The sequence below is a fragment of the Flavobacteriales bacterium genome, from assembly GCA_016700415.1.
GTDB lineage: Bacteria > Bacteroidota > Bacteroidia > Flavobacteriales_F > PHOS-HE28 > PHOS-HE28.
Window position 1 is genome coordinate 3,009,489 of record CP065018.1, and the last position, 26,508, is coordinate 3,035,996.

The 26,508-nt window shown below is 58.8% G+C and carries 28 protein-coding genes and 1 tRNA gene; 8 read left to right on the plus strand and 21 right to left on the minus strand.

All coding sequences use genetic code 11. From position 1 onward, the window contains the following. Positions 1–28: 28 nt before the first annotated feature. Positions 29–101, plus strand: a tRNA-Gln gene (locus IPP95_12480). Positions 102–169: 68 nt separating this feature from the next. On the opposite strand, the gene IPP95_12485 is transcribed toward IPP95_12480, so the two are convergent. The 8 genes from IPP95_12485 to IPP95_12520 form a co-directional block, all read right to left on the minus strand. After that, complete coding sequence (locus IPP95_12485) at positions 170–901, minus strand: zinc-dependent peptidase (protein QQS71987.1); 732 nt, start codon at positions 899–901, stop codon at positions 170–172. Positions 902–948: 47 nt separating this feature from the next. Next, a complete protein-coding gene (locus IPP95_12490) occupies positions 949–1,425 on the minus strand; it encodes a nucleoside deaminase (protein QQS71988.1) in 477 nt (158 codons plus the stop codon). A gap of 175 nt (positions 1,426–1,600) precedes the next feature. Continuing rightward, positions 1,601–3,346, minus strand: coding sequence for an aspartate--tRNA ligase (gene aspS / locus IPP95_12495; protein QQS71989.1), 1,746 nt, complete (start codon positions 3,344–3,346; stop codon positions 1,601–1,603). Positions 3,347–3,393: 47 nt separating this feature from the next. Beyond that, positions 3,394–3,792 (minus strand): hypothetical protein, encoded by a 399-nt coding sequence (locus tag IPP95_12500; protein ID QQS71990.1) that lies wholly within the window; start codon positions 3,790–3,792, stop codon positions 3,394–3,396. 81 nt (positions 3,793–3,873) lie between these two features. Continuing rightward, on the minus strand, positions 3,874–4,275 hold the full coding sequence (locus IPP95_12505) for a hypothetical protein (GenBank protein ID QQS71991.1): 402 nt from the start codon (positions 4,273–4,275) through the stop codon (positions 3,874–3,876). Between the two features lie 66 nt (positions 4,276–4,341). Then, positions 4,342–5,481 carry a 4-hydroxyphenylpyruvate dioxygenase gene (gene hppD / locus IPP95_12510; GenBank protein ID QQS71992.1) on the minus strand — a complete coding sequence of 380 codons (1,140 nt, stop codon included), beginning with the start codon at positions 5,479–5,481 and terminating at the stop codon, positions 4,342–4,344. A 94-nt stretch (positions 5,482–5,575) separates the two neighbouring features. Then, entirely contained in the window at positions 5,576–5,962 is a 387-nt protein-coding gene (locus IPP95_12515; GenBank protein ID QQS71993.1) for a type II toxin-antitoxin system VapC family toxin, read from the minus strand. Next, positions 5,959–6,171: a DUF2281 domain-containing protein gene (locus IPP95_12520; GenBank protein ID QQS71994.1), complete on the minus strand. Its 213-nt coding sequence runs from the start codon at positions 6,169–6,171 to the stop codon at positions 5,959–5,961. The genes IPP95_12515 and IPP95_12520 overlap by 4 nt, the downstream gene beginning before the upstream one ends. Before the next feature lie 217 nt (positions 6,172–6,388). Between IPP95_12520 and IPP95_12525 the strand changes: the two genes are divergently transcribed. Continuing rightward, a complete protein-coding gene (locus IPP95_12525) occupies positions 6,389–6,853 on the plus strand; it encodes a hypothetical protein (GenBank protein ID QQS71995.1) in 465 nt (154 codons plus the stop codon). Between the two features lie 81 nt (positions 6,854–6,934). Here IPP95_12525 and IPP95_12530 read toward each other — a convergent pair whose 3' ends face one another. The 3 genes from IPP95_12530 to IPP95_12540 all read right to left on the minus strand — a co-directional run bounded on the left by IPP95_12530 (position 6,935) and on the right by IPP95_12540 (position 10,613). Further along, a complete protein-coding gene (locus IPP95_12530) occupies positions 6,935–8,068 on the minus strand; it encodes a Fic family protein (protein ID QQS71996.1) in 1,134 nt (377 codons plus the stop codon). A 203-nt stretch (positions 8,069–8,271) separates the two neighbouring features. After that, positions 8,272–9,429, minus strand: a complete 1,158-nt coding sequence (locus tag IPP95_12535) for a homogentisate 1,2-dioxygenase (protein QQS71997.1) — start codon at positions 9,427–9,429, stop codon at positions 8,272–8,274. A gap of 47 nt (positions 9,430–9,476) precedes the next feature. After that, positions 9,477–10,613 carry a rhodanese-related sulfurtransferase gene (locus tag IPP95_12540; GenBank protein QQS71998.1) on the minus strand — a complete coding sequence of 379 codons (1,137 nt, stop codon included), beginning with the start codon at positions 10,611–10,613 and terminating at the stop codon, positions 9,477–9,479. A gap of 111 nt (positions 10,614–10,724) precedes the next feature. Here IPP95_12540 and IPP95_12545 point away from each other — a divergent pair, with 111 nt between their 5' ends. The 5 genes from IPP95_12545 (at position 10,725) to gdhA (ending at position 14,872) form a co-directional block, all read left to right on the plus strand. Next, complete coding sequence (locus IPP95_12545) at positions 10,725–10,985, plus strand: hypothetical protein (protein QQS71999.1); 261 nt, start codon at positions 10,725–10,727, stop codon at positions 10,983–10,985. Beyond that, on the plus strand, positions 10,982–11,416 hold the full coding sequence (locus tag IPP95_12550) for a PIN domain-containing protein (GenBank protein ID QQS72000.1): 435 nt from the start codon (positions 10,982–10,984) through the stop codon (positions 11,414–11,416). The genes IPP95_12545 and IPP95_12550 overlap by 4 nt, the downstream gene beginning before the upstream one ends. Before the next feature lie 10 nt (positions 11,417–11,426). Then, on the plus strand, positions 11,427–12,374 hold the full coding sequence (locus IPP95_12555; protein ID QQS72001.1) for an NAD-dependent epimerase/dehydratase family protein: 948 nt from the start codon (positions 11,427–11,429) through the stop codon (positions 12,372–12,374). Between the two features lie 71 nt (positions 12,375–12,445). Further along, positions 12,446–13,348, plus strand: coding sequence for a toxin-antitoxin system YwqK family antitoxin (locus tag IPP95_12560; protein QQS72002.1), 903 nt, complete (start codon positions 12,446–12,448; stop codon positions 13,346–13,348). A 156-nt stretch (positions 13,349–13,504) separates the two neighbouring features. Then, positions 13,505–14,872, plus strand: coding sequence for an NADP-specific glutamate dehydrogenase (gene gdhA / locus IPP95_12565; protein ID QQS72003.1), 1,368 nt, complete (start codon positions 13,505–13,507; stop codon positions 14,870–14,872). 66 nt (positions 14,873–14,938) lie between these two features. Here the strand turns inward: gdhA and IPP95_12570 are convergent, their stop codons facing one another. Next, on the minus strand, positions 14,939–15,349 hold the full coding sequence (locus tag IPP95_12570; GenBank protein QQS72004.1) for a BrxA/BrxB family bacilliredoxin: 411 nt from the start codon (positions 15,347–15,349) through the stop codon (positions 14,939–14,941). 181 nt (positions 15,350–15,530) lie between these two features. On the opposite strand from IPP95_12570, the gene IPP95_12575 reads away from it, so the two are divergent. Continuing rightward, the gene (locus tag IPP95_12575; protein QQS72005.1) at positions 15,531–19,010 is read left to right on the plus strand and encodes a M36 family metallopeptidase; all 3,480 of its coding nucleotides are present in this window, start codon (positions 15,531–15,533) and stop codon (positions 19,008–19,010) included. A gap of 239 nt (positions 19,011–19,249) precedes the next feature. Here the strand turns inward: IPP95_12575 and IPP95_12580 are convergent, their stop codons facing one another. The 9 genes from IPP95_12580 to IPP95_12620 all read right to left on the minus strand — a co-directional run bounded on the left by IPP95_12580 (position 19,250) and on the right by IPP95_12620 (position 26,503). Further along, on the minus strand, positions 19,250–19,516 hold the full coding sequence (locus IPP95_12580) for a hypothetical protein (protein ID QQS72006.1): 267 nt from the start codon (positions 19,514–19,516) through the stop codon (positions 19,250–19,252). 41 nt (positions 19,517–19,557) lie between these two features. Next, positions 19,558–20,082 carry a DUF420 domain-containing protein gene (locus IPP95_12585; GenBank protein QQS72007.1) on the minus strand — a complete coding sequence of 175 codons (525 nt, stop codon included), beginning with the start codon at positions 20,080–20,082 and terminating at the stop codon, positions 19,558–19,560. 2 nt (positions 20,083–20,084) lie between these two features. Then, positions 20,085–20,792 carry an SCO family protein gene (locus tag IPP95_12590; protein QQS72008.1) on the minus strand — a complete coding sequence of 236 codons (708 nt, stop codon included), beginning with the start codon at positions 20,790–20,792 and terminating at the stop codon, positions 20,085–20,087. Beyond that, a complete protein-coding gene (locus IPP95_12595) occupies positions 20,789–21,157 on the minus strand; it encodes a cytochrome C oxidase subunit IV family protein (GenBank protein QQS72009.1) in 369 nt (122 codons plus the stop codon). The genes IPP95_12590 and IPP95_12595 overlap by 4 nt, the downstream gene beginning before the upstream one ends. 64 nt (positions 21,158–21,221) lie before the next feature. Then, positions 21,222–22,070 carry a cytochrome c oxidase subunit 3 gene (locus IPP95_12600; GenBank protein ID QQS72010.1) on the minus strand — a complete coding sequence of 283 codons (849 nt, stop codon included), beginning with the start codon at positions 22,068–22,070 and terminating at the stop codon, positions 21,222–21,224. Between the two features lie 22 nt (positions 22,071–22,092). After that, positions 22,093–22,818 carry a cytochrome c oxidase subunit 3 gene (locus tag IPP95_12605; GenBank protein QQS72011.1) on the minus strand — a complete coding sequence of 242 codons (726 nt, stop codon included), beginning with the start codon at positions 22,816–22,818 and terminating at the stop codon, positions 22,093–22,095. Next, complete coding sequence (gene cyoE / locus IPP95_12610; protein ID QQS72012.1) at positions 22,815–23,711, minus strand: protoheme IX farnesyltransferase; 897 nt, start codon at positions 23,709–23,711, stop codon at positions 22,815–22,817. Before cyoE ends, IPP95_12605 begins: the two co-directional genes overlap by 4 nt. Positions 23,712–23,795: 84 nt before the next feature. Next, positions 23,796–25,388 carry a hypothetical protein gene (locus IPP95_12615; protein ID QQS72013.1) on the minus strand — a complete coding sequence of 531 codons (1,593 nt, stop codon included), beginning with the start codon at positions 25,386–25,388 and terminating at the stop codon, positions 23,796–23,798. Next, positions 25,385–26,503, minus strand: a complete 1,119-nt coding sequence (locus IPP95_12620) for an undecaprenyl/decaprenyl-phosphate alpha-N-acetylglucosaminyl 1-phosphate transferase (protein QQS72014.1) — start codon at positions 26,501–26,503, stop codon at positions 25,385–25,387. Before IPP95_12620 ends, IPP95_12615 begins: the two co-directional genes overlap by 4 nt. Positions 26,504–26,508: the final 5 nt, after the last annotated feature.

The following is a 26,508-nucleotide window of genomic DNA, read 5'->3' on the forward strand; positions in this document are numbered from 1 at the left end:
TGGCGCAAGCCGGTTCTGGAAGCGGTATTGGCCGATGGTGTAACTGGCAACACGTCTGATTTTGGTTCAGAAGAGTCCAGGTTCGAGCCCTGGTCGGCCAACAAAGGAAGCCCCGCGAAAGCGGGGCTTTTTTGTTGTGCAATGTCCCCCGGCGGGACGCTCGGCAAGATCATTGCCCCTGCCGCAACAACCCGCCCAACGTGCCATACAGCTCCGGCATTGCCGCGTGGAACTCCATGGGTTGCTCAAAGAAGTATTCCACCGCCACGGCAAAGAACTCGGCCGAATTGGAACCGGCATATTCCCTGAAGAAGTGTGCCTTTCCGTGGTTGATCCGCACGATCTCCGCCAACGCCAACGCATTCCACTGCTGAAGCAATGCATCGTCCAGGAAATGGTCCTCGCCGTTCTCAATGGCGTTCTCGAACCACAGCGCATGTGCGAATTCGTGCAACCCCACATTGTATGCATTCCGCGGATCGGCATAGCCTTTTACAAAGTCGCTCCAGGAAATGATGATCACCCCCGGCCCGGGGCGCACCTCACCGAGATGCGATCGGCTGTCCCGTATGGAGCGATAGGGGCCTGAAGTCACCGTGATGTGCTTGAAATGTTGCAGACGCACATCGGGAAAACCATGGAGAAGCTGCGCCGCGCATGAAGCGATCATCACCTTCATCTCATCCACCACGGTGATGCCCGAGCCTCGCCATTCCTTCCCGTTCACGAAGTCGGCCACGATCCGCTCAAAGGAGCGTTGCTTGGCGGCATCCAATTGCTGGTAGTAAGTGGCGTAGGTGGTCATCACCCGCCGTTGCTTTCGGGTCAGCTTGCTTGGGCGGTACCGGAAGAAGAGACGCATGAAGACGCTCACGGCCAACAGCCCGGCCAGAATCGCCATCCGGTAGTTCATGCCGTTCTCATCGGTGCCTCGAAGGAATTGTCCCCTCAGTAGCGCACCTTGTCCGCCAATTTCGCCCAGGCCTTGAAGACGTCCACGCCCTCATTCTGCAAGGCTTGCTGGGTGGGAATGCGCCGCTCGGAGATCGGCAATGGCAGCTCGTCGTAGATCAACTGGTCGTCAAAGCCCACCTCGGCGGCATCCGTGCGGGTAGCTGCGAAGACGATGCGGTCCGGCCGTGCCCAATAGATGGCGCCCAAGCACATGGGGCAAGGCTCGCAGCTCGTGTAGATGGTGCAGCCGATCAGTTGGAAATCACCGAGGTTTTTGCACGCGTCACGGATCGCAACTACTTCCGCATGCGCCGTAGGGTCGTTGGTGCTGGTAACTCGGTTGTTCCCGGTGCCTACCACCTTGCCGTCCTTCACCACCACGCATCCAAAGGGGCCGCCATCGCCACGTTCCATGCCTGCGCGTGAGGCCTCAATGGCCATGCGCAGAAAGCGTTCGTCCTGCTCGTTCATCGCCGGAAAGATAATGTCCGGCCCCATGACCGATGGTCCGCGACCAGGTCCGGGCACTTCAGCGTGGCATTACGCAAGTTGAGTTCGCACAACTCCGCGAATTCCGCGCCCTCTGCGGTTAAAAAACACACTCAGCCCGAATTCCTCTGTGCTCTCTGTGCCTCTGTGGTGAACCTTAGCCTTTCAACTCCAGGCCGAGCTCCTTCAACTGGATCGCGTCGATCGTCGAGGGCGCATCGATCATCACATCACGCCCAGCGTTATTCTTCGGAAATGCGATGAACTCACGGATGTCGCTGCGGCCGCCGAAGAGCGCCACCCAGCGGTCGAAGCCGAAGGCCGCGCCGCCGTGCGGAGGGGCTCCGTACTCGAAGGCATCCAGCAGGAAGCCGAACTTGAAGCGGGCCTCTTCATCGGTGAATCCGAGCACACGGAACATCGCCTCCTGCATAGCGCGGTCATGGATCCGGATGCTGCCACCGCCGATCTCCGTGCCGTTGATCACCAAGTCGTAGGCATTGGCCTTCACGTTTCCGGGATCGCTTTCCAACTTGTGCTCATCCGTCGGAACCGGCGCCGTGAACGGATGGTGCATGGCATGCCAACGGCCACTTTCTTCATCCTTCTCCAACAGTGGAAAGTCCACGACCCACAAGGGTTTGAAGACATTCGGGTCGCGCAGGTTAAGCAGATCGCCGAGGTGCAGGCGCAGTTCGTTCAATGCTTTGTGTGTCTTTTCCGCAGGGCCGGCCATAATGCAGAGCAAGTCGCCTTCCTGCATGCCGAAGCGTTCCGCCCAGCGCTGCAGATCTTCGGGTCCGTAGAACTTATCCACGGTGCTTTTCAAGCCTTCGGCACCCCAGCGCACGAAGATGATCCCGGTGGCACCCACCTGCGGGCGTTTCACGAATTCGATGAGGGCATCGGTCTGCTTGCGGCTCCACGCGGCACAACCTTCTGCCTTGATGCCAACAACGAGCTCCGCATCATCAAAAACCTTGAAGTCCTTGCCTTTTGTGATGTTGTTCAGCTCATGGAAGCGCATGTCGAAGCGCAGGTCCGGCTTGTCGCAGCCATATTCCCGCATCGCCTGGTCGTATGGCATCCGAAGGAACGGCTCGTTCATGTCCTTCCCGAGGATGGACTTGAACAGGTGCTTCGCCAAGCCTTCGAAGGTGTTGAGGATGTCCTCGCGCTCCACGAAGGCCATCTCGCAATCGATCTGGGTGAACTCCGGCTGGCGGTCCGCGCGCAGGTCTTCATCGCGGAAGCATTTCACGATCTGGAAATAGCGGTCCATGCCGGCCACCATCAGCAGTTGCTTAAACGTCTGAGGACTTTGCGGCAGCGCATAGAATTCGCCTTGGTTCATGCGGCTGGGCACCACGAAATCGCGGGCACCTTCCGGCGTGCTTTTGATCAGCACCGGCGTTTCCACTTCCAGGAATTGCTGTGCGCTGAGGTAGTTGCGCACCTCTATCGCCATGCGGTGCCGCAGCTCGAAGTTCTTCCGGACACTGGCGCGGCGCAAGTCCAGGTAGCGGTATTTCATCCGCAGCTCATCGCCGCCGTCGGTCTCCTCCTCGATGGTGAAGGGCGGCGTCTTTGCGCTGTTCATCACCTTCAGTTCCGTGGCGAAGATCTCCACCTCGCCCGTGGGCATGTTGGCGTTCTTGCTTTGCCGCTCGATCACCGTTCCGGTCACCTGCACCACATATTCACGGCCCAGGCTCCGCGCGGTGTCGCGCAAGGTGGCGTCGCTATCGGTATTGAAGGTGAGCTGCGTGATGCCGTAGCGGTCGCGGAGGTCCACGAAGGTCATACCGCCGAGGTCGCGCGTGCGTTGGACCCAACCGGCCAAGGTCACGGTCTTGCCAGCGTCGGAGAAGCGGAGTTCGCCACAGGTATGGGTGCGGTACATGGTCTTGAAAGCTGCGGCGAATGTACCGAACCGGCCCGTGATCACGGCTATTGCACCGTCAACGTCAACGCCTGTTGCGTGATGTCGCCGTCGTTTTCATCCACGGAGAACCACCATTTTTCCGTGCCGGCCTGATCGCGTGTGATCACTGTTTTCTCGAAGGTGAACGGGTCGCTGTCCACATGTACGCTGTCTTGCCGGATGCGTGGACCGTTGTCGTAGGCCACAGCCACAAAGAAGGACCGCAGGTTGTCGGAACCTTTTGAAACAGAGACGCCGATGCGCAACGTGTCCGAAAGCGGTACGGTATCGTTCAGCCAAGTGTAGCCACTGTCCGTGCGGAAGTTGATGTCGGCCGCATGGTCGCCGTCCGGCTGGTCCTTGGTGCACGCGGTGCTTGCGGAAAGGACGATCACCGGCAACAAGTAAAACACGAGGCTTCGCATTCGACAAAGGTAGACCGGTGGAATTGCGTGAAAGTTCGATCCCGCTATTTCACACCGCTTCCAACAGCGCACTACCTCCGGTCAGCAGGCGCGCATGCGGTTCCCCCGAGCCTCGTGGGTCACTTCGGCCAAGCCGAGCGCCTCCATCAACGGCGGCAGGTACACCCCGAACCGCCCGCGCAATCCCTTCTTCAGCCCGTACCAGCCCTTCACGGGGTTCTTTTCGCTGCGGCCCCAAGCTTCCACGGTCCCGTCCTTCGCGGGCTTCTGCTCATCGGCGCCTCCCAAGTCCATCCAATCGCCGTGCTTCTTCAGCATCGCGTGCAGGTCAGTGATGCAGCGAATGTCATAGAACAGAACGGTCTTGCCGACAGTGCACACGAGCACTTCCTTGCCATCCTTCTCGTCCACATGCATGGTGTATTCAGATGAGCCGGGCGGGGTCTTCAGATTCCAGGGGTTGTCTTTCGTGCGCTTTTCCATGACGAGTAAAGCTAGTCGATCTTGATCCGAGGTCGAAATGCAACGTTTCGAACGATCAGGAAACTCTCACAGCGTCCCCCGGCTCTCCTGCTCCCGTTCGATCGCCTCGAACAGCGCCTTGAAATTCCCCTTACCGAAGCTCTTCGCGCCCTTGCGTTGAATGATCTCATAGAACAACGTGGGGCGGTCCTCCACCGGTTTGCTGAAGAGTTGCAACAGGTAGCCCTCGTCGTCCACGTCCACGAGGATGCCGAGCTCTGCAAGCGGGCCGAGGTCCTCGTCGATCGGGCCCGTACGCTCCAGTAGACCTTCGTAGTAGCTCGAAGGCACTTTCAAAAATTCCACGCCACGGCTCATCAGGTCCCGCACGGTCTTCACGATGTCGTCCGTGGCCACGGCGATGTGCTGCACGCCTTCGCCGTTGTAGAAATCCAGGTATTCCTCCACCTGGCTCCGCTTCTTTCCTTTGGCCGGTTCGTTAATTGGGAACTTGATACGGCCGTTGCCGTTGCTCATCACTTTGCTCATCAGCGCGCTGTACTCCGTGCTGATGTCCTTGTCGTCGAAGCTCAGCAGGTTTGCGAAGCCCATCACCTTCTCGTAGAACTCCACCCACTTGTTCATTTGGTTCCAGCCCACGTTCGCCACCATGTGGTCCACGTATTTCAGGCCGGTGGTCTGCGGGTTGTAGGCGCTCTTCCAAGGCTTGTAGCCCGGCAGGAAAGTGCCGTTGTAATTCTTGCGCTCCACGAAGATGTGTACCGTGTCGCCGTACAGCTTGATGCCGCTCTTCACCACTTCGCCGTCAGCGTCCTTCTCCACGGTGGGCTCTATGAAACTCACGGCACCGCGCTTGACCGTCTCTTCGTAGGCTTTGCGCGCATCGTCCACCCACAGGGCGATCACCTTCACGCCATCGCCGTGCTGTCGCAAGTGGTCGTTGATCGGATGGTCCTTGGTCATCGGGGTGGTCAGCACCAGACGGATCTTGTCCTGTTCGATCACGTAGCTCGTGCGGTCCTTCACGCCGGTCTCCAAACCTGCGTAGGCTAGGCTCTGGAAGCCGAAGGCGGTCTTGTAATAGTGGGCGGCCTGCTTGGCGTTGCCCACATAGAATTCAATGTGGTCGGTGCCGAGCAGGGGGAGAAAGTCAGCCGCTGCGGGGTTGACTTTCTCGAGTTCGGGGGTTGCTGTCTGGATAGCCATGGGTCAAGGATTCAATGGTCGAACGTGGCCCAAAGTTCGGCAATTTGCAGGGAAGGTTCCGCCCATGTTCGCTGGTGGGACCTTTCGTGCCTGATCACGCCTTGATCAACGGCACATCATAAGCCGCAAAGTGTGGATCTGCCGTGAGTAGATGCATGCCTTCAGTTTTCGCTTGAGCGATCAACATGCGGTCGAAAGGGTCTCGATGATGAAGGGATAGACTGGCCAAGATCATGATATGGGCGGGGAGGATATCAAGGATGTCGAAGTTGGCTTGGTCGATGTCTTTCAGGAAGCCCTCCCTGCCTCCATTAAGTTGGAGTTTCCCCAAGCCATGCTTGATGGCCACCTCCCATACGGACGCAATACTGATGAACCTTTCGTGGTCCGGACTCACTAGCAAGGGTCTTGCAGTTTTCGCAATGCGCGGGTCGTCAAGAATGAACCAGAGGAACACATGCGTGTCCACCAGAAGCCTCATTCCATGTAAGGCTTGAAGTCGTCCAAAGGCGCATCAAAATCTTCAGCGATCACGATGCGGCCCTTCGCCAAGCCCGGTATGCCACCGCCTTTTGACGACTTCTTAGGTAATTTCTTCCGCTGGAGAAGGAACTCTACAAAGTCGATCAACTCCTTGCGCAGATCCGCAGGCAGCGAGTTGATCTTCACAAAGAGGTCAGCGCTCGACATACAGCGAAGTTAGGTATTCCGGGAGGCCATCGATATCCTCTGGGTGAAACTCCGGGGCTCGGGTCGGGCTTGGAATTTACCCCGGGCCACGACCCGGAGTTCCAAATCCTCAGCCGGATTGCCGCCTTCCGGGCTTTCCGGTACAATCCTTCACACGAGGAGTTTCAGTCCTAGGATTCATACGTTGTGCTCGGTCAGGGTACTAAATTTGTGAAAGATGAGCAATCTGAATGGTTGGTACCCCTTGACCTTGTACTTAGTCCTAGCCATGTGTATAGGATTACTTGCCACGCTGCAATTCAATGGTATAGGGTTCATTGAAACCAGTGTTTGGACTCTGGTGTTAGCGCTGGGTCTCGGCATCTTGTTTTGTCGAAGCGCGGCACGTTTTGCATTCAGTGAGCATCAGCTACGCATCCAATATCTCATGTCCAAGGATATCACCATTGACCTGTCTGCGTATGCTCTCGAAGACTACCGTCTGAACTTCTTCTCCATGGATTGGAAGTCGCAGATCTTTATCACGGGGGTACCCGACACTTTACTCTTTGTGAACACGAGGACAGGTGATAGAAAGTCCGTTGTTCTCAATTCAAGGATGTCCGACACACGCAAGCTGCTGAATTTCCTCGACGATTCTCCGGCGGCAGAGGTGCTTCGCGTGAGGGATAGGAGCAAGTAGCCCGCAGCGAGCGAGGACTACTCCGGATAGCCCGCCCCCGGCTGTATTTGAGCCGGGGGCGCACTCAAGTCATTCGCATCCTCATCCTTCAAACACCTTGAAGTATTCCTCGAACCGATAGATGCGCCCCCATTTATTGCCGGTGATCTCGCGTAGAATGCCGATGCGTTCGAAGTCGCTCATGATCTTGTAGGCGGAGGGTGAGCTTTGGCCAGTGGCTTTCATCACTTCCTCGGCCCACACGATCGGTTGCTGGAACAGGTGGTTCAACAGTTTCGGGGCAGCCTGTGTCTGTCTGCCGATGCGGGGGATCCGTACTTCGAGACACTCCTTCTTCAAGCGCAGGATCTCGCGCAAGCCGTTGGTGGCTTTGTTCGCCGTTTCGATCACCCCCACCAGAAAGAAGCGGAACCATTGCCGGATGTCGTTCTGGCTTCTCACGCGGGTCAGGTTATCGTAGTAAGCGCTGCGGTTCCGTTCGAAGAAGTCTGAGAGATAGAGCACGGGCTGATTGAGCACACCGGCGTGTACGAAGTAGAGCGTGATCATCAAGCGGCCGATCCGGCCGTTGCCGTCGAGGAAGGGGTGGATGGTCTCGAACTGGTAATGGGCCAGCGCAGCCTTGAGGACATGTGGCAGGCCGGTGCGATCGTTGTGGAACACGTTTTCCAAGTCGCTCATCAAAGGGCCTACTTCTTCCCAGGTCGGAGGAATGAAGGCGGCATCGACCAAGGTGGCTCCACCGATCCAATTCTGGCTGCGACGGAACTCGCCCGGCATCCTGTGTTCACCGCGCGCACCTTGGAGCAAGGTTGCGTGCGCCTCGCGCAACATCCGCGAGGACAAGGGCAGATCGTGCATGCTTCCCAAGCAGTGCTCCATCGCTTTCACGTAGTTGTTCACCTCGCGGCGATCGTCCCGGCGTTCGGTGGAAACGGCACGCTCATCCAAGAGCGCCTCCTCCATATTGGTCTGGGTGCCTTCGATCTTGCTGCTCACGGTTGCCTCCTTGTACACGTGCATGCGGATGAAATGCCCGATGTTCGGGACCAGTTCCCCGAAGGCGTTCAGTTCCCCAAGCTTCAGCGTAGCCTGCTCCAGAAGTCCTTGTAACTCCATGTCGTCCAGCCGGAAAGGTCGATTGATCAGTTCTGGATGGAAGGCCTTGTACCCTGCAGTGGTGGGAGTGGCTCTGCCAGCGCGGAAGGACTTCATGGTGAGGAGGTTGTGGAGCTGTTTAAAAAGCGACCTCGGCTTTTTAACTAATCGACCACAAACTTAAAAAGAATGAACCACTTTTTCAACTCTGCTGAAAAAGACCTGTCGTGTTCGCCGAGAGAGGAGTGAGCTGAACGTAGAAATCCTAAGCGAACCAAGGCAGCGTCGGAGGACAAGCAGAAATGCTCAGGGCATCCGCCTCACTCCAGCCAGCTCTTCCAGTACTTCCCGTCATCGATCTTCATCGCCTCCTCGGTCACCATCAGCGGCTTGAAGGTATCCACCATCACGGCGAGCTCGTCCGTTACTTTCTTACCGACGCTGCGTTCCATGGCGCCGGGGTGTGGGCCGTGGGTGACGCCTGCGGGGTGCAGGCTGATGTGGCCCGGTGCGATGTCGTTCCGGCTCATGAAGTCACCGTCCACATAGTACAGCATTTCATCGCTGTCGATGTTGCTGTGGTTGTACGGTGCCGGGATGGCGTCCGGGTGGTAGTCATACAATCGGGGGCAGAAGCTGCAGATCACCATGGCACTGCTCTCGAAGGTCTGGTGGATCGGCGGCGGCATGTGTACACGGCCGGTGATCGGCTCGAAGTCGTGGATGCTGAAGGCGTATGGGTAGTTGTAGCCGTCCCAGCCCACCAGGTCGAAAGGGTGCGTGGCATAGACGAACTCGTGGATCACCCCTTGCTTTTTGATCTGCACGCGGAAATCGCCCAGCTCGTCATGTGTTTCCAAGCCGTGTGGGCGACGGATATCGCGCTCGCAGAAGGGGCTGGTCTCCAGCATCTGGCCGAACCAGTTGCGGTAGCGCTTCGGCGTGTACATCGGGTTGTGGCTCTCTACGATGAGCAGTCGGTTGTCGGTCGTGTCGAACTCCAGCGTGTAGATGATGCCGCGCGGGATCAACAGGTAGTCGCCGTACTTGAGATCCAAGGTGCCGAAGGTGCTGCGCAGGCGGCCGCTGCCCTTGTGGATGAACAGCATCTCGTCGCAGTCGGCGTTCTTGTAGAAGTAGTCCACTTTTTTGGCGGTAGGGGCGGCGAGGACCACGGCCACATCGCTGTTCACCAGAATGGTCTTGCGCGCGTCGAGGTGGTCCGCTTCCGGTGTCACGTCGAAGCCTTTCAATCGCAAAGCGCGCAGGTTCTTCTCTATCGCGATCTTGGGGCTGACGTCGCGCGGCGGCTTCATCTCCTTCACCTGTGTGGGGCGGTGGACGTGGTACATCAACGAGCTCATGCCATCGAAGCCGACGGTGCCGAAGAGCTGCTCGTAGTAGTGCTTGCCTTCCGGGCTTTTGAAGACGGTGTGCCGCTTGTGCGGAATGTTGCCGAGGGTGTGGTAGATGGGCATGTGATGGTTGCGAGTTGACGCGTTGCGTGTTGTCTGTTCGCAGAAGCCTACGCGTTGTTGGTTTTCGTTTGATTGACTTTGATCAACTCCGGGTGAAGTGTTCCGTTCCGTGCGAGAAGTTCTTCCTCCACGCGGATCCGTTCACGCAATCCTTCGGGATCGTTGATCGCTTTGGTCTTGCTGCTACGCGTGCTGCGGCCTTTGCGCCAATCGCGCTGTTCTTCGATCGGCAGCAGGTGGATCTCGCGACAACTTGGTGAGCAGCAATCAGCGTATTTCGCCGCGCAGGCTTCGCATTGCACCAGCAGCATGTTACAGGTGGCTTCTTTGCAGTTGCTGATGCGGTCGCTGGCCGCGCCACATTGCATGCAGGAGCTCACCACATCATCGGTGATGCGTTCCGCGAGGCGTTCATCGAACACGAAGTTCTGTCCCTTGTAGCGGCTTTCCAGTCCTTGGGCCTTGATCTGCCGAGCATAATCGATGATGCCACCGTGTAACTGGTTCACCTTCCCGAAGCCGTGATGCTTCAGGTAGGCGCTCGCCTTTTCGCAGCGGATACCGCCGGTGCAGTACAGGAGGATCTCCGGTAGTTCTTCACCCTGAGCCTGCCGAAGGGTCATCACATCCTTCACCTCGTCTATCGCTCCGCGGAAGGTGTCCGCTTTCGGCAGGTAAGCGCCCTCGAAGTGCCCGATCAGGCACTCATAGTTGTTGCGCATGTCGATCACCAATGCGCCTTCCGCCATCTTCCGGTTGAAGCGCCCCGCGTCCAAATGCTCACCCACGTCCGTCACATCGAAGGCATCGTCGGCGAGGCCGTCCGCCACGATCTTCTTGCGCACCTTGATCATGAGCTTCAGGAAGCTCTTGCCGTCGTCCTCCACAGCGATCTTCCAAGGCACATCCTTGAATGCCTCACGCGCATCCAGATTGTTCCGGAAGGCTTCCAAATTCACCGTTGGTAGGCTCACTTGGGCATTGATCCCTTCCTGCGAAATGTAGATGCGGCCGAGGACCCCAAGGGCTTCCCATTCAGCGTAAAGCTCGTGGCGCAGGGCCTCCACTTCCGCAAGGCGGACGTAGCGGTAGAAACTGAGGGTGGTGCGCGCCTTGCCCTCAGATCCCAACCGCTCGCGTAGCAGGTCCGGATGCAGGAGGTTGCGCAGCCTATGGGTTTCCATGGATGCGAAGATATGGAGCATGGTCGGTGGGGGAGTCCGTTCAACCCCGTATTCCCTGAAGATGACTACCGTTATACGTATCCTCGACAGCATACGTATCTTTGCTGCGACATGAAGACGAAGCTCACCTTAAGCATCTCCGAAAAGCGCATCCGGCGGATCAAGGCTTACAGCGCCAGGCATCGCAAATCCGTGAGCCAGCTGGTAGAGGAATTCATCGATTCACTCGAAAAAAGCACGCGTGGGATCGGCGGTAAAGGCAAGCAGGCCCATGCCATCGACCAATTTACCGGCATGCTGACCGGAAAGATCACCGAGGCGGACCTGAAAGCGGACCCTCGTTTGGCGCACATCTACCGCAAGGGTCTATGAAGGTGTTCTTGGACACGAACATCCTGCTGGACGTACTGGATGCGTCGCGCCCGTTCCATGCCAGCAGCACGAAGATCTTTGAGGCAGTTGACAGTCAACCGTTGGAGCTCGTGCTCACAGGATTGAGCTTGGTCAACACCGAATACGTCCTGCGCCGGCAAGGGGTCCCCAAGGCCAAATTGCGTGCTTTTTTAGGGACGCTATGCACGCTTTGCAGGACGGCCAGTACGGACCTGCCGCAGATCGAAGGAGCATTGGGCGTGGATTGGCCGGATTTTGAGGATGCCGTGCAATACCATGCGGCCTTGGCCCACGGGCGTGTTCAAGTAATTGTCACCAATGATATTCCCGGTTTCCGACGCTCCCGGATACCGGTGATGACACCCGGGGAATTTGCTTCGAAGTTTCTCGAAGCCGCAGACCAACAATAAACGATCGTTCATGAAAAAGATCCTCGTTATCGGAGCCAGTGGCCAGATCGGCACCGAGCTCGTGGAAGGCCTGCGCGACCGCTTCGGGGCGGAGGACGTGGTGGCCAGCGACATCAAGGAACCGCAGGCCAAGCAGACCGGCCCCTTCGCCTTGGTGAATGCCATGGACCGGCGCGGCATCGAGCGCGTCATCGACAAGCACGGCATCACCGAGGTTTATTTGCTCGCTGCACTGCTCAGTGCCACGGCGGAAAAGGACCCGGCCTTCGCGTGGAAGCTCAACATGGAGAGCATCCTGATCATCCTCGAGCTGGCCCGGGAAGGCAAGCTGAAGAAAGTTTACTGGCCCAGCAGCATCGCCGTTTTCGGGCCTACTACGCCGAAGGACGCCACGCCGCAGCACACGGTCACTGGGCCGAGCACGGTTTACGGCATTAGCAAATTGGCTGGCGAGGGTTGGTGCGCCTACTACCATGCCCGGTATGGCGTGGACGTGCGCAGCATCCGCTATCCGGGCCTCATCGGCTGGAAAAGCGCGCCGGGCGGCGGCACCACCGATTATGCCGTCCACATCTTCCATGAGGCGATGAAGAACGGTGCCTACACCAGTTTCCTCGGGCCGAAGAGCACGTTGCCGATGATGTACATGCCTGACGCCATCCGCGCCACGATCGACCTGATGGAGGCACCGGTGGAACAGATCAAGGAGCGGGGCAGCTACAACCTTGCGGGCATCAGCTTCAGCCCGGAGGAGATCGCTGCGGAAGTGGCCCGCCACATCCCCGGCTTCCAGATGAACTATGCCCCGGATGAGCGACAGACCTACGCGGACTCTTGGCCGCGCAGCATCGATGACAGCGCCGCCCGCCATGACTGGGGCTGGAAGCCGGAGTTCGACCTCAAGGCCATGGTGGATGACATGATGGCCAATCTGCGCAGGAAGTTGGGATCCTCCTGAGCTGCTCTTGGCGCAACCCTACTGTGCTGTTTCCCGTATCGCACGGGCGTTCCCTTATCAGGGTGTTCCCCATGCGGTCCTTTAAACCATCAATTCCCGTGATCTTCGGCCTGATCCTGCTTTTTGCCGGGCAGGTCGTGGCGGCGCAAGTGAACACAAGCTCTGCACCGGACACCCTGAACAGGCTGGACGACTTAGGGCGCAAGGAGGGTTGGTGGCAGCTTTTAGCACCATTGCCGGAGAAGGTCGGATATGCCGCGGGCGCTGTGGTGGAGGAAGGACGGTACACCGACAACAAGCGGACTGGCATCTGGCGTCACTACTGGCCCAATGGCAAAGTGAAGAGCGAGATCACCTATGCGAAGGGACTTCCCAGAGGCAGCTACATCACCTATTTCGAGGACGGAACAAAGGAAGAACAAGGCGCGTGGGACCTGGACCGGAATACCGGCACGTTCAAGCGTTGGCATCCCAATGGCCGGTTGTCGCAGGAATTCATCTTCGACCAGTATGGCACACGCGACGGCGAGCAGAAGTACTACCACGAGAACGGGCAATTGGAGGCCGATGTCACCGTGAAGCAGGGCAGGGAAGAGGGTAAGTTGAAGCGCTACTATGCCAATGGTGAATTGGAGGAAACGGTGGATTTCGCCGGAGGCCGGGCCGATCAGGCTTCCTTCAAGAGCTATCGCCCTAAGCAGCGGGTACCGGAGCCCAAGCCCGATAAGGCGTCCTTGGCGGCACCGGCCAAGACCGCACAAGAGACCACAAACGCCACGGATTTCCGGGCGGAGGGCTGGAACACCTTGTACAATAACGAACATCGCCTGTCCCAACAGGGCGAGTACCGTAAAGGACGACTGTGGAACGGTAAGGTGTATAAGTATGACCGGAACGGCCTCCTTTATAAGGTGGAAGTGTACGTGGAGGGGAAATATGCCGGCAAGGCCCAGATGACCGAGGATGATCTGTGATCCAGCGGATCACGGACGCTGCATGCCAAACAAATTAAACACCCTGTAAGTAGCCTGTTCGGGAATTCATGTTCTTGACCATCACACACTGCTACATTTGCCGCCTCCATGTTCAAGGCATGGCTCTTCCACCAAAAAAAACCCGAAAAACCACCAATGGCAAAGTCGACAACTGCGGCCACCAAGGCAGTGGACGCGTTCATGGCCTATGTAAAGGCCAAAAACACCAATGAGCCTGAATTTTTACAAGCCGTGCATGAAGTGGCCGAAATGGTCATCCCCTTCATCGAGGCCAACCCCAAGTACAAGGGCAAAATGCTCCTTGAGCGCATGGTGGAACCCGAGCGAACGATCATTTTCCGCGTGCCTTGGGTGGACGATAAAGGCAACACGCAGGTGAACCGCGCCTTCCGCATCGAGTTCAACAGCGCCATCGGACCTTACAAGGGCGGCTTGCGCTTCCATCCCAGCGTGAACCTCAGCATCTTGAAATTCCTCGGGTTCGAGCAGACGTTCAAGAACAGCCTCACCACCCTGCCCATGGGCGGCGGCAAAGGCGGCAGCGATTTCGACCCTAAAGGCAAAAGCGACGGTGAGGTGATGCGCTTCTGCCAAAGCCTGATGAGCGAACTGTTCCGCCACATCGGCCCTGACACCGACGTGCCCGCAGGCGACATCGGTGTGGGCGGCCGCGAGATCGGGTACATGTTCGGCCAGTACAAGCGCTTGGCGAACGAGTTCACCGGCGTCCTTACCGGCAAAGGCGCCTCTTGGGGCGGTTCCTTGATCCGTCCGGAGGCCACCGGATACGGCTGCGTGTATTTCGCGAACGAAATGCTGGGACGCAACAAGAGCAGCTTCAAAGGCAAGATCGTGGCGGTGAGCGGCAGCGGCAACGTGGCCCAGTACGCAATTGAAAAGGCCACGCAGTTCGGGGCCAAAGTGGTCAGCGCAAGCGACAGTGACGGCAGCATCTACGACCCCACGGGGATCACCAAGGAGAAGCTTGCTTTCCTCATGGAGCTAAAGAACGTGAAGCGCGGGCGCATAGAGGAATACGCCAAGAAATTCAAAGGCAGTAAGTATGTGAAGGGCGCCCGGGTGTGGGACGTAGTGGCCAAGTGCGATGTGGCCCTGCCCTGCGCCACACAGAACGAACTGGACCTTAACAACGCAAAGGCGCTGATCAAGAAAGGGGTCAAGTATGTGGCCGAAGGGGCCAACATGCCCACAACTCCGGATGCGATCGAGGCCTTCCACGCAGCAAAAGTGTATTTCGCTCCCGGAAAGGCCAGCAACGCCGGTGGCGTGGCCACCAGCGGTCTTGAAATGAGCCAGAACAGCTTACGCCTGGCCTGGACCCGCGATGAGGTTGACGCCAAGCTCCACGCCATCATGAAGAACATCCACGCCGCCTGCGTGAAACATGGCCAGGAAGGCAACCACGTGAACTATGTGAAAGGTGCCAACATCGCCGGATTCGTGAAGGTCGCGGATGCCATGCTGGACCAAGGGGTGGTGTAAGCCGAAGAGTTTGTAGAACGAAAAAGCCCCGGAACTTCCGGGGCTTTTTCGTTCCAAGGCGGGTGCTCAGCAGAATTCGCTGTACACCATCTTCAGGTGCTCCGCGATCATCTCCGCACTGCGGCCTTCGATGTGGTGGCGTTCCACGAAATGCACCAGCTTACCGTCCTTGAACAGGGCGATGCTGGGGCTGCTTGGCGGGTAGGGGAGGAAGTGCTTGCGGGCCTGCATCACTGCGTCGGTGTCCACACCGGCGAACACGGTGGTGAGGTGGTCGGGACGCTTGTCGCCTTTCAGCGAGGCCTTCACGCCGGGACGGCAGGCGCCTGCCGCACATCCGCAGACGCTGTTCACGACGCACAGCACCGTGCCGGACTGCTTGAACGCGGTATCCACTTGCGCGGGGGTCTTCAATTCGGTGAACCCCACTTCGGTGAGGTCGGCGACCATGGGGGCGGTCAGTTCTTCTGGGTACATGTGTTGATGGGGCTAGTGTGAAGAGAAAGTGCCTACCCTACCAGGATGGCACGCGTAGGTGCAAAGATACTTTCCATGGGGATGAACCACCGTGACCTCCGTCAGCTTTGCCCGCCTGCCGCAGATCGTTGCTTGCCCCGTTGTACCGTACGGGCTAATTTGCGGGCTTGATCTTCAAGATATGCGCTTTTCTTTCCACCTGCTCCTCCTCGCGGCCCTCTCCTTCTTCACTTCACCCACAAAGGCACAAGAGCGCTCCAAGGAGCCTTCGGAGCTGGTGCGTGCCCGTTTGGTCGACAATGGATACAAAGCTGACGACCTTGCGGACCTGTTGGTCAAAGACCATTACCGCGACGCCCATAACGGGGTGGAGCATACTTTCCTGCGCCAGCGTTGGCACGGCATCGAGGTGTTCAATGGCGACATCGCGGTGCATCAGGCGGCTGACGGCCGTGTGATCGCGATGAACAACGGGGCTTGGGCCTTTTGCGGAAAGACGGCTGAAGCGCCTGAGCCCATGATCAGCGCGGAACAGGCACTGGCGAACGTATTGCGCAAGGACCTTCCCTCCGCCACGGTCCCTTCCTTGGTGTCGTCCGAGGACGGAGGGCAAAAGCTCGTGTACGATGGAACAGCCTTCAGTGGGGAACCGGTCAATGTCCAATTGATGTACCTGCCATCGGACAAGACCTTGCGTCTGGTCTGGAACGTCAATTACTACCAACCCGGCGGGGCGCATTGGTGGAGCGTGCGCATCAGCGCGAACACTGGCGAGGAACTGGACCGCAACGATTGGGTGAGCCAGTGCGGGTTCGATGAGATCATGAATAAAAGGGCGCACGATGAAGCCCCGGCACCCCCGATGATGCCTGCCGCGCCGAACGACTATAACGTCTATCCCGCTCCGTTGGAAAGCCCGAACCACGGTTCCCGTGCCATACGCAATGCACCTTGGACCGCCGCAGGCATTGCCTCACCGTACGGTTGGCACGATACCAACGGGTCGGCGGGCGCCGAGTACACCATCACCCGAGGCAATAACGTGCTGGCGCAGGAGGATGCCAACGGTAACGACGGGACCGGCTATAGCCCGGACGGCGGCGCCACATTGGATTTCGACTTCCCCATCAATTTATCACAGGAACCGGTCAATTACCAGGATGCCGCCCTGACCAACCTGTTCTACTGGAACAACATGATGCACGACGTGTGGTACCAGTACGGTTTCGATGACGTGAGCGGGAATTTTCAAGAGAACAACTATGGACGTGGTGGTGCCGGCGGAGACTACGTACTGGCGGACGGGCAGGACGGTATCGGCACGAACAACGCCAATTTCGGCACGCCCCCCGATGGCAGCAAGCCGAGGATGCAGATGTTCCTGTGGAACAGCACCTCGCCTAAGCGGGATGGTGACCTGGACAATGGTGTCATTGCGCATGAATACGGCCATGGCATCAGTAACCGTCTGGTCGGCGGACCGTCCAACGTGAATTGCTTGAACAACGCCGAACAAATGGGTGAGGGCTGGAGCGATTTTTTCGGATTGATGATGACCATGGAACCGGGGGACGCCCGCACGGACGCACGTGGTATCGGCACCTACGTGATCGGAGAGCCAGTGACCGGCCTGGGGATCCGCCCCGCCCCGTATTCCACTTCCTTCGGGGTGAACAGCTTCACCTACGCCGATACCGAGGACCCCTCCTACCAATACTCCCATGCCATCGGCTTCATCTGGTGTACCATGCTGTGGGAAATGACCTGGGACCTGGTGGACCAGTACGGTTTCGACCCGGACCTGTACAACGGGACCGGCGGGAACAACATCGCCATGCAATTGGTGATCGACGGCCTGAAGCTCACCGCTTGCAGCCCGGGTTTCGTGGACGGCAGGGACGCCATCCTCCAGGCCGATGCGCTGAACAACGGCGGGGCCAACCAGAGCCTCATCTGGTCCGCTTTCGCCAGGCGTGGACTGGGTTATGGTGCCAGCCAAGGCAGCTCGAACAGTTTGAACGACCAGACCGAGGCCTACAACCTGCCCCTGCAGAATGACATCGGCATCGCTCAGGTCCTTACTCCGGGAGCTGGTGACTTCTTCACCTGCGGCAGCACCCCTGTCACCGTCAGTGCCCAACTGCGCAACTTCGGTATTCTACCGCAAAGCGGCTTCACCGTGCGCTACTCCTTGGACGGTGCGCCCTTCGTAAGCCAAGCCTATTCGGGAACCTTGGCGGCCGGTGCTACCGAGACGTTCACCTTCACCCAGCCGGTGCTGCTCACATCCACCGGCGCTCATACATTGACGGTGGGGACCGTGCTTTCCGGTGATGAGTATCCCGGTGATGACGAAGCCAGCAACGCGCTCAATGGGGTGGTGGGTACCACCGTGGCCGCGCCACTTTCAGAGGATGTGGAAGGCGGTTCCGCCACGCCCGCAGGATGGACCCTCCAGAACCCGGACAATGCGACGACCTGGACCACCGCTACCTTGGCCGATGGCGCGGATTGCTCCTCCACCACGGCCTGGGCGATCAACAATTACAGCTACAATTCCTCGGGGCAGGAGGACCGGCTGGTCACGCCCATGATCGACCTCTCCGGGTCCTCCAACAACCACCTCACCTTCGATCATGCCTATGCGCGGTATAGTTCTTCCTATTACGATGCCTTCCGCGTGGATGTCAGCATGGATTGCGGGAACAGCTGGAACAACCTCTACAACGCGTCCGGAAGTGCTTTGGCCACCGCCGCGGACAATACTTCCAGCACTTGGGTGCCGGCGGACTGCTCCGAATGGGCTTCGCACGACTTGGATCTGAGCGCCTACGACGGGGAGGTCATCCTGCTCCGCTTCGTCAACATCAATGGCTACGGTCAACACTTGTACTTCGATAACGTGAACGTGTCCGGCACGGCCGGGGCTTCCGTGTCCGTACGCATGTATTTAGACGGCTGTTACAACACCACCGAACACCGGATGGACGACCAGTTGCGCACAAATAGCCTGTTGCCCGCCACCGAACCGTACTCCGTGTTGGGCTTCACGCTTACCGGGGGAGGAGGTGAAACGGCAGGAAGCGGTTTATTGGCCGCGACAGGAGACGATGCCATCGTGGACTGGGTGATCGTTGAACTGCGCTCCAGTGGCACGCCGGGCCAGATCGTGGAGGCCCATTGTGCCCTGCTGCAGCGTGATGGGGACGTGGTGGCCGCTGATGGTGGGTCGGCGTTGCACTTTGCAGCACCGGTCGGCGACTACTACATCGCCGTGAGGCATCGGAACCACTTGGGTTGCATGTCGGCGACAACGCGAACACTTTCAGCCACCCCCACTTTGGTCGACTTCAGCCTGAGCTCAACCGCCACATACGGCACGGATGCACGCCGCACCAGGGACGGGAAGCTGCTGCTCTGGTCCGGCAATGTCGTGCGCGATGGTGCCCTACGCTATACCGGCACGGGCAATGACCGCGATCCGATCCTGACGACCATCGGTCAAAGCGTGCCCTCGGCGACGACGACAGGATATGAGCCCAGCGACGTGAACTTGGACGGGGTGGTGAAATACACCGGTTCTAACAACGACCGGGATGCGATCCTTCAGAGCATCGGGGGGGCCACCCCCACCGACGCACGCACGGAACAACTGCCGTAGCATGAACGGCCCGGAAATGCCCGGACCACTTTTAATACCAATTCGTCACACAGATCCGTCCGATCCACTCGCTCTTTTCCGCCCATGCTTCTCCAGAAAATGGTTCCGTAGCTATGGCTATGCAACATTTTTCTGTATCGCCTGGCCGAAAATTGCTTCGCGGTTTTAGTCGTATCCATATGACGAAATGGTATAAGGACGATCGGTAGAGGCGGGCAGCCGTTCCGGGCGCACGGGTTTCAACCTTGCGCGGACCGGAATTCCTTGATGAAGCCCACGATCCGCTTCCGGAAGAACAGGAAGAGGAGGATGTAGGGCACGGTCATCATGAACAGGATGCCCTTGTTCAAGCCTGCTCCCACGGCCTGACTTCCGCCATAGACGTTGCCCCCGGGCTGCGTTTCCGCCACGGCTTTGCACATGGAACAGCCCTGCGCCCAGACATCGGCAGGCAGGAACACCACCACCAAGAAGGTGGCAATGGGCAACAGGCGGCGGAAGATCATCGATACAAAGGTAATCGCGGTGGGACCGTCTTCTCCGAGGTTCAGTAGTACGGAGCGCACATCAGATAGACCAATACCCCCGTGATGCTCACATAAAGCCACAGGGGCAGGGTCCAGCGGGCGATCTTCCGGTGCTTGGCGAAACGTCCGCTAAGGGCCCTGATCAAGGTGATCAGCACCAGAGGAGCGATGGCCACCGCCAGGATGATGTGCGAGATCAATACCGGATAGTAGATCCAGCCCAGCGCCCCGCCATACTTCACCGAAGGGAAGCTGCCGTGCTGTACCACATAGCTGACGAGGAAGAGCGCGCTGAGCCCCACTGCCGTCAACATCAGTCGTTGGTGCAGAAGAATATTCTTCCTGAGGATGGCGCGCCAAGCGGCGATCAGTGCAAGGGCGGCCATGCCGTTCAGCACGGCGTTCACCTTGGGCAGGGTGGAAGGGGAGAGCCCGCCCACCACGATCATCTTCGGGCCGAGATAGAGGAAGGTGATGACCCCGACGAGCAGGATACTGAGGGTCCAGGCGAAGGTCTTGCCTTGGCGATCGGTCATGGAGGCCATGATCACCGGCCAGATGGCTTGTCCTCCTGCCGAGCCCGTGCCTTTTCCTCCAGCAAGAGCATCTTCAGGTCCGTCAAGAGGTCGCGCATGGCCTCGGTGTCCGTCCCGTCAAACATCCCCCGGATGTGGTGGCGCTTGTCCACGAGCACGAACTGGGGGGAGTGTACGAACTGCTCCGCTGCGGAACTGTCCTTGCTCGCGCTGAGCAGGTAGCCCAGATTGCCTTGCCTATAAATGTCCGGGGCGTTGCCGGTGAGGAATTTCCATCGGGTGGGGTCCGCCTCCAAGCGCTTGGCGTATGCTTTCAGCACGGTGGGCGTATCGTGCTCAGGGTCCACGGTGTGGCTGAGGAAGAGCACGTCCTTGTAGGAGGGGTCGTCCAATTGAAGCTGCAATTGCTGCATCTGGACGCTCATGCGGGGGCAGATGCTGGTGCACCGAGTGAAGAAAAAGTCCACGATCAACACCTTCCCCTCGATGTCCTTGTCGGTGAAAGGCTCACCGTCCTCGTCAATGAAATGGAACGAAGGCACCGTGAAGTAGGTGGTGTCCCCAGAGGCGTGTACCTCGCGCTCACCGAGGTAGGGCAGGTAAGTGTAGTGGCTCTTGGAGCCCCAAAAGAGAAATATCGCCCCGGGTATCAGTACCAACAAAAGGAGCAATAGGGCGGCCTTCTTGCCTTTGCCAGCCGGTTCCGGTCCTTGTCTCACAGGAAATTCATCAGTGCCTCATGGATGTAATTGGACTCCCAGATGGCGATGAAAATGAGGTAGAGGAGAAAGAGGGCGTACGGCAAGAGGATCATGCTGCGGATGTTCCTACGCTCGTCGCCCAAGTGCATGAAGGACATCACGATGTACGTGGCTTTCACCAAGGTGAGAACGATGAAGGTCCATTTCACCCAATGCCAGGACCCCGGCATCCATGTGCGCCAGAACACGCCTAAAAGCACCTCGAATGTGGTGATCACAGAAAGGAGGATGGTGACGAAGAGGATCTTCTTGCGGATCGACCTGCCTTCCTCCTCGCTGTGGCCTGCGTCCAAGCTGTATTCGATGATGTCGTCGCGTTCCATGTAAACCGCCGTAGCCCGGCGAAGGTGTTGGTTTATTCAGTTAGGTCAGGCCAAGGCGTTTTGGTCACACGAGATAGAAGAAGGTGAAGACGAACACCCACACAAGATCCACGAAGTGCCAGTAGAGACCGGCTTTCTCCACCATTTCATAGTGGCCGCGCCGATGGAACACGCCCTTGATCACCATGATGAGGACGATGAGGTTGATGATCACTCCGCTGAAGACGTGGAATCCGTGGAAGCCGGTGATGAAGAAGAAGAAATTAGCATAGGAGGGCGGGCCATACTCATTCTCGGTCATGTTCGCGCCGCTGGTGACATGCACGGCGTTCTGGTAGAGTTTGTAGGCTTCGGGGCCTCTCAACACCTCTTCCGAGCGCGTGCTGCCAAGGGTCATGGCGAACGTGGCGGGATCATAGGTCTCGCCATGGTGCAGGTTCTCCTCCAAGAAGGCGGTCCGCCCGTCGGCCAGGGTGACGCGGGCATTGCTCCCGTGGATGAAGTGGGCCCACTCGTAGGCCTGTGAACCCACGAAGAACAGGCCGCCCAGCACGGTGAGGAAGAGCCATTTCACCACGCCCTTCTTGTCCATACGGTGCCCCGCCTCCACGGCCAGCACCATGGTGACGGAGCTGATGATGAGGATGAAGGTCATCAGGGCCACGTACATCAGGGGCATGTTGCCCGAAATACCGGGGAACTTGCTGAAGACATACTCGCCCACGGGCCATTCCATGCCGGGAAGCAGTGAATGGCGTGCGAAGCCGTACGATACCAACAGACCGCTGAAGGTAAGGGCGTCGGACACGAGGAAGAACCAGATCATCAACTTCCCGTAGCTCACGCTGAACGGGGAGCGGCCGCCGCCCCATAGGACGTCGTTGCTCAAGGTTTTGGATGCGTCTCCTGACATGGGAAGTATTTCGGTGGCAATGTTAGTGAACGTAGGCCAAGAACAAAAGCAGGTAGACCCAGAGGCCCGCCAAAAAGTGCCAGAAGATAGTGCCCGCCCACAAACCTTGGTGATCTTCCCGGCCATAGCGGCCCAGAAGTGCCTTGACCGACATCACCAGCAGGGCGATGAGCCCGCCGATGATGTGGGCGAAGTGGGCATAGGTGAGCACAAAGAAATAGGAGCTGGCGGCATTCATGGACTCGTCCATTTCGGCGTTCAACGGACGGGTGAAGGCCTTATCATCCGGCAGGTAATACAGGTCGCCGTTCTTCACCAGGGTCAGGCCGCGGCGCTCGATGGTGTAATCGGTCCCATAAACCTCGTTCACGTTCTTCAGGCGGCTCGCCAAGGCATATCCGTCCTTCAGCAATGCCCCCCAGCCCTTGAGCTGGCTGGCGCTGAAGCCGAGACCAAGGGCCAAGGTGATCAACACCCACGGTGCGACGGAGCGTTTACGGTCCTTTCGGGCCTGTACCAAGGCCATGTGGATGGTGAGACTGCTGATGATGATGATGCCGGTGCTCCACCAAAAGATCTCCGGCAGCCGGAAATTCACCCAATACTCGGAGCCGCCTTTGCTCACCATATAGGCGCTCGTGAGCCCGGCAAAGAACATCACGATGGAGAAGAGCATGAGGAAGGTGAGGTTCCTCTTGGCCTTGATCATCCGGGCCTTGCGTTCCGCGGTCTCTTCCTGCTCGCTCATAACTTGTCAAGTACGTAGGCCAGTTGCACAACGGGGAGATAGAGGAAACTGGCGAACATCAGACGGCGCGCGTCAGCCTTGTCCAACGAACGCATCAGGCGCAACGCGTGCAGCAGCATCCACAGCCCCAGCAAGGCCGCCGTCAGTGCCGACCAAGGGCCGGCCAGGCCGAAGACCCACGGCAACAGGCCCGTGAGCAGGGCGAAAAAGGTATACAGGACGATGAGGAAGCCGCTATACCGGTCACGCCCGCCGCGGGAGGGAAGAAGGTGATAGCCGGCCTTGGCATAGTCGTCATTCAGCACCCAGGCAATGCTCCAGAAGTGGGGGAATTGCCACATGAACTGCATTGCGAAGAGCAGGCCCGGCCCCAGACCGAATTGCCCCGTGGCGGCCACATAGCCCAGCATGGGCGGGAAGGCGCCCGGGAAAGCACCGACAAAGACGGCCCACGAGCTGAAGCGTTTCATCGGCGTGTAAAGCGCCACGTACATGAACAGGGAGAGGAGGCCAAGAATTCCCGTGAGGGGGCCGAAGGTGTCCCAGAGAATGAAGGTGCCGACGGCGCCTGCGAGCAAGGCGGCGACGGTCGCTTCGGTCATGCTCATGGAGCGCCTCACCAACGGACGTTCGGCCGTGCGCGACATCAGGCTGTCCTGCTCCACCTCGATCACCTGGTTCAGCGCATTGGAAGCACCGGTGACCAGTAGCCCGCCCACCGTCAGCAACAAGGCGTTCACGATGCTGAAACCGCCGATCGGAACGCCCATGCCGTAACCCAGCACGGCGCTTACCACCACCAAGGAAGCCAGCCGCAGCTTGAACAGCGCTGCGAGGTCTTTCACTTTCGCCACCGCACCGATCCTGACGGTGTATGTTTCCCGGGTTTCCAAATCGGCGGCGAAAGTAAGACATGGGCACTTGTCCCGGTGCTCCTTTTCCGGAACGGGCCGGACGCAGTGATCCCTGTTGGGCGGTCAGTGGCGCACCGTTCGGAAGCGGTGGCTGTTGTGCAGGTTGGACGAGATCCCGGCCCGCACGTAGTTCGTCATCAACGAAGGCGCTTCGCCGCCGGTCTCAGCGCGGTAGGTCCATGCCAGTTCCAACATGATCCCCGATCGCGGTTCGAGCAGCCAGCCGGCCCGCAGTTCGTTCTGGACCACCGTCTGTTGGGCCGGCTCGCCCAGGTAGTAGCCATAGCTCTGGAACTTCCCCTCATCCGTGAGTACCCGGTCGTCCTCCGGCAGATAGATGTTGTTGCCATAGCTATTATTGGGTCCGGAGGCCGTGTCGCGGCCCATGATCGCGTAGCTGAGGATATCACCGATCAGCCAGCGCCCGTGACGCCACTCTCCCTCTGCCAAGCCTTCCAGAAAGCCGCTGCCGTACGGATGCGCCAGCGGTTCGCCGTAGTGCGCATAGTTCTGCCGGGTGTCCGTGTGCGTGTACATGAAGGGCCTCACATAATTCACTTCGCCCCGGAGCATCAGCCCTTTCTGGCGGAACGCGTCATGCGCCACCGCACCCACTTGCACCCCCTGCTTGTTGCCGTACCATCCTGCCCCGGCACGAACGTTCCCGAGAAGGAATTCGTCCAGGATCACCTGGGAATAGAGCTGGATCTTTTTACCCAACTTCATGTTCAGTGCGATCCCGAGCAGGGCATTGTCAGGGGAGCCGAGGCCGTATTCCACCGGCCGGTAGAAGATCACCGGGTTCACATACGAGAGGTCAAAGCCGCGCGGATATTTCGGGTCGTTGTCCTGCCATACGATCGCCTCGAACAGCCCTACGTTCAAGCGCTTGGAGACGTTCCAGCTGAGGTAGTGCATGCTGGTGAACTTCTTGGCAAAACGCGTCGGGTCGCCTCCCGCGCCGCGGATATCGTCCATCAGGGTGAAGAGGTTCACATACCGGATGTGCCATGCGGTGGTGGTGATCTTGAAGTAAGGATAGCTGTATGCCTCATCGCTGAGAAAGAGCGACCGGTGGCCTTCCCCGATAAAATTGCGGCCCTTGCCCAGGGTGATATGGAAATACTCCCCGGCCTTGTAGTCGGCATAAGCATTCCAGTCATAATGGGCCACTGTGTTACCGGAACGGTGCGCAAAACCTTCGCCGGGCGTGACCTCCGAGGCCCGCGTTGCGCTGTCCAGATAGTTGGGCAGCATTTCGGTCCAGGCTTCCACGTCCACTCCGAAGGTGAGGCGCGGCGTGGCGTTCCAACCCACCCAACCTCCTAGGCCGGCGCGATACTTCAGCAAGTCATTTTCCCCGAAGGATGCACCGGCCAAGGCATCGACCAGTGGCCCTCCGTACCAGCGGTGGGCGGGGTCGGCCATGCGGTCCATCCATGGTTTCCAAGCGGAAGGAAGGACCGTGTCGGCGGCGGCCACGGCTTTCAGATCATCGCGGAAGTAGGGTCGGACGGCGCTGTGTGCAGCGACGTCGGACCGGTGTATGAGGGCGGTCCATGGCGCGTCCACCGTTCCGCTCAACGGAAGCAGTCCTTGTTGGGCGAATACGGAAACGGGCGCCGTGAGCGCCAAAAGGCAAAGTCCCCGGATCATGCCTTGTCCCGTTTGCGGATGAAGAAAGGCACCATGGCCAGCCCGAACGCGGCGACACCGAGCAACAGCAGTCCCTTGTTCGGCAGTACGTCGCGGGTGGTGAGGCTCAGAAGGATGATAGCGATGGCATAGGCATAGAGCACGGCCACCGTGCCGCGATGGCCCAGGCCGAGCGCTAGCAGCCGGTGGTGGATGTGGTTCCTGTCCGCCAGGAACGGGGAGGTGCCACGTGCCATGCGCACCACGAAAACGCGGAAGGTGTCCACCAGCGGGAAGGCGATCACGGACATGGCGAACAAGGGCGTGGGCACGGTGCGCAGCCAGACGGGCAGTCGCGCGGTGTCGTGGTCCACCACGCGCATGGCCAGCACGCTCAGGATGGCACCGATGATCAGCGAGCCGCTATCACCCATGAAGATGCGCGCAGGGTGGGTGTTGAAAATGAGAAAGCCCACCAACGCACCGGCCAGCGTGAAGGCAAGCAGTGCCAATGCCACATCACCTGCCCAATACAGCCAAAAGCCGTACGCCACGGCACTGATCAGGCCGATGCCGCCCGCCAGGCCGTCCACGCCGTCGATGAGGTTGAATGCGTTCACCAGCACGATGTAGGTGAAGAAGGAGAAAGCGATGCTCACCTCATTGGCGAGCTCGTAAAGCCCGAGGATCCCGTGCATGTCGCGGATGCGGATGTCGCCCATGATCACCAGGATGTACGCCACCACGAAATGGCCCACCAGTTTCTTCACCGGGGAGAAGCCGATGATGTCGTCCTTCACTCCGATGAAGAACAGCAGCACCATTACGGCGATCACGATCTTGAAGTCCGCGTAGGCCGTGCCCATTTCGATGTAGAGCGCGTGGAAATCAGCCATGGTTCCCGCAAGGTCGGCCCGGGCATGCGGGAACCACAGGCTGTAGCTGAAGATGATGGCGGCGAAGATGATGATGCCCCCGATGGTGGGCACGCTGCGGCTATGGAGCTTGCGCCCCTCGGTCGGCTCGTCCACCAAATGCTTCATCCGGGCCACCTTGATGAGGCTGGGCATGGTGAAGAGCACCACGAAGAACGCGGTGAGGAAGCCCATCAGCAATATGTATCCGTGCTCTTTCACCGTTC